Here is a 4,241-nt window from a genome sequence, read left to right as displayed (position 1 = left end):
CGCCGCCGTCGCCGTCGCCGCGCTGAGCGCGGTCGTCGTCCTCGTGCTCGGCGGCTGCGTCCCGGCGAAGAACCAGGCGCAGGTGCCGACGTCCGCCGCGACGTCGGGCGCCCCGGACGAGGCGCTCGCACCGTTCTACGACCAGCAGCTCGAGTGGACGACGTGCGCGCAGGGCGAGTGCGCGACCGCGACCGTCCCGCTCGACTACGCCGACCCGTCCGGCGCCACCATCGGCATCGCGCTGGCCCGTCGCCCCGCGACCGGCGGCTCGGCGGTCGCCTCGCTCCTCGTCAACCCGGGTGGCCCCGGCGTCTCGGGCGTGGACTTCCTCGACCAGGCCGCGTCGATGATCAGCGAGGACGTGCTGCGCCAGCTCGACCTCGTCGCGTTCGACCCGCGCGGCGTGCAGCGCTCCAGCCCGATCACCTGCCTGGACGGCAAGGACCTCGACACGGTCGTCGCGTACGACGCGGACTACTCGACGGACGCGGGCATCCAGGAGGCGATCGACGTCTTCCGCGGTGTCGGCAAGGCGTGCCAGGAGCGGTCCGGCCAGACGCTCGCGCACGTCGACACGGTGAGCGCCGCACGCGACCTCGACGTGCTGCGCGCGGCGCTCGGCGACGACGCCCTCACGTACCTCGGCTACTCGTACGGCACGCAGCTCGGCGCGACGTACGCCGCCCTCTTCCCGCTGCGCGTCGGCCGGCTCGTCCTCGACGGCGCCCTCGACCCGACCCTCACGGCCGACGAGCTCGCCGAGGGGCAGGCGCAGGGCTTCGAGAACGCGCTGCGCGCCTACGTCACCGACTGCCTGGCCGGTGCGAGCTGTCCGCTGACCGGCGACGTCGACCAGGCGATGGGCCAGATCCGCTCGCTGCTCGACCACGCCGTCGCCGACCCGCTGCCGACCGGCGGCGACCGACGCCTCACCGGCTCGCTCGCGTTCTACGGCATCGCGCTGCCGCTCTACTCGCAGCCGTCGTGGCCGTACCTCACGCAGGCGCTCGACGCGGCGATCCACGAGAACGACGGCTCGATCCTGCTGCAGCTCGCCGACGCGTACTTCGACCGCGAGGCCGACGGCACCTACTCGACCAACGCGACCGAGGCGTTCTGGGCGATCGGCTGCCTCGACGACCGGCAGAGCGCCGACCCCGCCGAGATGCGCGCGCAGGCCGACCGCATCGAGGCCGTCGCGCCGACCATGGGCTCGTTCTTCTCCTACGGCGGCACCATCTGCGCCGACTGGCCAGTGCCCGTCGTCGGCGGTCTCGACGACTACTCCGCGAAGGACGCGACCGCCCCGATCCTCGTCGTCGGCACGACGAACGACCCCGCGACGCCGTACGCGTGGGCCGAGAAGCTCGCGACGACCCTGTCCACCGCGACGCTGCTCACCTACGAGGGCGAGGGCCACACCGCCTACGGCTCGTCCAACGACTGCGTCGCCGACGCCGTCGACGCGTACATCCTCACCGGCACCGTCCCGCCCGACGGCACCCGCTGCTAGCCGCTTTGGAGCCAGGGGCCTGCGCCGGGTACAGTGGGCGCGCTCGTTGCTCCGGGGGTCCGCCCACGGGGACGGCGACGCCGCCTTAGCTCAGTCGGCAGAGCGTCTCACTCGTAATGAGAAGGTCTGGGGTTCGATTCCCCAAGGCGGCTCCAGCACGAAGGCCCGGCACCTCACGGTGACCGGGCCTTCGTCGTCCCCGCGGCGGTGGGCGGCGGTCGCCGAGCGTCAGTGGCGGTGGCCGCCGCCGGACACGTGCTTCGGCGCCAGGCGCGTGGCGACGACGGCGGCGACGGCCGTCGTCAGGGGGATGGCCAGCACGAGGCCGATCGAGCCTGCGAGCGTGCTGACGATCTGCTCCGCGAAGGCGCCGGACGTCAGCGTCATGCCGAGCGGCTGGTCGTAGAGCTCCAGGAGCAGCAGGACGGGGAGCGACGCACCCGCGTACGCGAACGCGATCGTGTAGACGGTCGACGCGATGTGGTCGCGGCCGATCCGCATGCCGCGCGCGAACAGCCCGCGCCACGACGCGGCCGGGTCGGAGGACCGCAGCTCGAACACGGCCGAGGCCTGCGTGATCGTCACGTCGTTGAGCACGCCGATGCCCGCGAGCACGACGCCGCTGAGGAACACGCCCTGCAGGATCCGGACGCCGTCGTCGCCGAGCAGGCGTGCGAGCTGGTAGGTGTCCTCGGTCGAGCCGGGGTGCAGGTGCGCCATGCGCGCACCCACGACGCCGAGCACGGTCACCATGAGCAGGCCGCCGAGGGTGCCGAGCAGCGCGGTCGTGGTCCGCAGCGAGAACCCGTGCGCGAGATACAGCACGGCGACGACGACGAGCGTCGCCGCGGACAGCGTCGCGACGAGCGCCGGCTGGCCCTGGACCAGCGCGGGCACGAGGTGCACGGCGAGCACGACGAACGCGATCGCGAGACCGACGAGCGCCCGGAACCCGCGCATCCCCGCGACGAGGACCGTGACGAGCGCGAACGCGAGCGCGAACGTCGCGAGCGGCACCCCGCGCCGGAAGTCGCCCCACGCCCAGACCTCGTCGCCGTTCTCGTCGGACGGGTAGTGCTCCAGGACGACCGCGGTGCCGGGCGGGACGTCGGCGCGCGTGAGTCCCGACGTCGCGATGACCTCGACCGACGTGCCCGCCTCGCTGCCGGCGTCGACCTCCGCGGTCACGTGCAGGCAGCGGACGGTCGACGGGACCGACCCGTCGGGGGCCATGTCCTCGACCGTGCCGTCGCACGTGTCCCAGCGCGAGCCCGTGACGGTCGCGGACACGCGCTCGACGTCGACGTCGACGAAGCCCGTCTCCGGACGGCTCTCGTCGGTGGGCCACGTCGCGAGCGTCCCGACGAGCGCACCGAGCGTCGCGAGCACCACGAGGACGACGAGGACGACGGCGGTGCGCGGCGTCCCCGCGCGGCGGGTCCGCGTCGCAGGTAGGGCGTCGAGCGTCACGACGACACCTCCGCGCGGGCGTCGTCCGCCGTGTCCTCACCGGACCGCGGGTGGTGTGCGCGGTCGGTGCCACGGGTTCCGGGTGCGGGACCGTCCGGGGCGTCGCCGTGCCCGTCGTCGGGACGCGTCGCCGTGCCCGTCGCGCTGCGCCGGACCAGGACGGCCGCGAGGACCGTCGTCACGGGGATCGCGAGCACCAGCCCGATCGACCCGACGAGCGTGCGCACGACTTCCTCGGCGATGTCCCCGCTGCTCAGCACGCCCAGCAGCCCGCGGTCGGTGAGGCTGACGAGCAGCACGAGCGGCAGCGCCGCGCCGACGTAGGCGAACACGATCGTGTAGACGGTCGACGCGATGTGGTCGCGCCCGATCCGCATCCCCCGCCCGACGAGCTCGCGCCACGTGCTGCCCGGTCGCGCCGCGTGCAGCTCCCACACCGCCGACGCCTGCGTGATCGTCACGTCGTTGAGCACGCCCAGCCCGGCCAGGACCATGCCGCACAGCAGCACCGACCGCAGCCGCACCTCGGGCGCCGCCGACATGAGGTCGAGCGCGTACTCGCCCGACAGCCCGGTGAGGTGCGCGGACCCGCTCGCCCACGCCGCGATCGCAGCCGTCGCGACGAGCCCGACGAGCGTGCCGGCCAGGGCCGTCGACGTGCGGACGGACACGCCGTGGGCCAGGTAGAGCACGGCGTACATGATGACGACGCTCGTCACGAGCGCGACCGGCACCGCCGGCTGCCCCTGGAGCAGCGCCGGGAGCGTGAACACCCCGACGACGAGCAGGCCGACCACCATCCCCGCGAGCGCCGCGAGCCCGCGCCAGCGCGCGACCAGCACGACGAGCCCCGCGAACACCGCGGCGAGCAGCAGCATCGGCGGCCCGCGCTCGAAGTCGACGAACAGGTACGTCGTCGTGAGCGTCGGCTGCGCGGTGACGTCCGTGAGGTCCCCGACGTCGGCCGTGGACATCGCCGCGACCCGCACCCGGTCACCCACCGCGACCTCGGGCACGTACTCGGGGGGCACGTGCAGGTCGACGACCTCGCCGTCGGCCAGCCGCGCGGACGCCTGGTCCATCCCCGTCGCGTCGGGCCGGACCTCCGTGAGCTCGCCCGTCGTGTACGTGACGCCCGGCCCGGTCGTGTCGAGCACGGGCGGGCGTGCGTCCGCCGACGGCCACAGCCACCACGCGCCGACCAGCGTCAGCAGCAGCACGGGCCCCAGCACCGCCGCAAGCCAGACGCCGGCGCGCG

3 protein-coding genes and 1 tRNA gene are annotated in these 4,241 nt (G+C 74.1%); 2 read left to right on the top strand and 2 right to left on the bottom strand.

All coding sequences use genetic code 11. The annotated features are described in order from the left end of the window. Both HGA02_RS12065 and HGA02_RS12060 read left to right on the top strand, forming a co-directional pair. The coding region (locus HGA02_RS12065) for an alpha/beta hydrolase (RefSeq protein ID WP_210728489.1) at positions 1-1,513 on the top strand (1,513 nt) is incomplete at its 5' end. A gap of 79 nt (positions 1,514-1,592) precedes the next feature. Beyond that, positions 1,593-1,668, top strand: a tRNA-Thr gene (locus HGA02_RS12060). A gap of 73 nt (positions 1,669-1,741) precedes the next feature. On the opposite strand, the gene HGA02_RS20975 is transcribed toward HGA02_RS12060, so the two are convergent. Both HGA02_RS20975 and HGA02_RS12050 read right to left on the bottom strand, forming a co-directional pair. Then, a complete protein-coding gene (locus HGA02_RS20975) occupies positions 1,742-2,983 on the bottom strand; it encodes a YibE/F family protein (RefSeq protein WP_168679211.1) in 1,242 nt (413 codons plus the stop codon). Then, on the bottom strand, positions 2,980-4,241 hold a 1,262-nt coding region (locus HGA02_RS12050), incomplete at its 5' end, for a YibE/F family protein (RefSeq protein ID WP_168679210.1). The genes HGA02_RS12050 and HGA02_RS20975, both read right to left, overlap by 4 nt.

It is taken from the genome of Cellulomonas septica (assembly GCF_012396155.1).
Classification (GTDB): Bacteria; Actinomycetota; Actinomycetes; order Actinomycetales; family Cellulomonadaceae; genus Cellulomonas; species Cellulomonas septica.
Note: the sequence above shows the minus strand (reverse complement) of the source record. Positions and strands in the feature narration are given on the sequence as shown.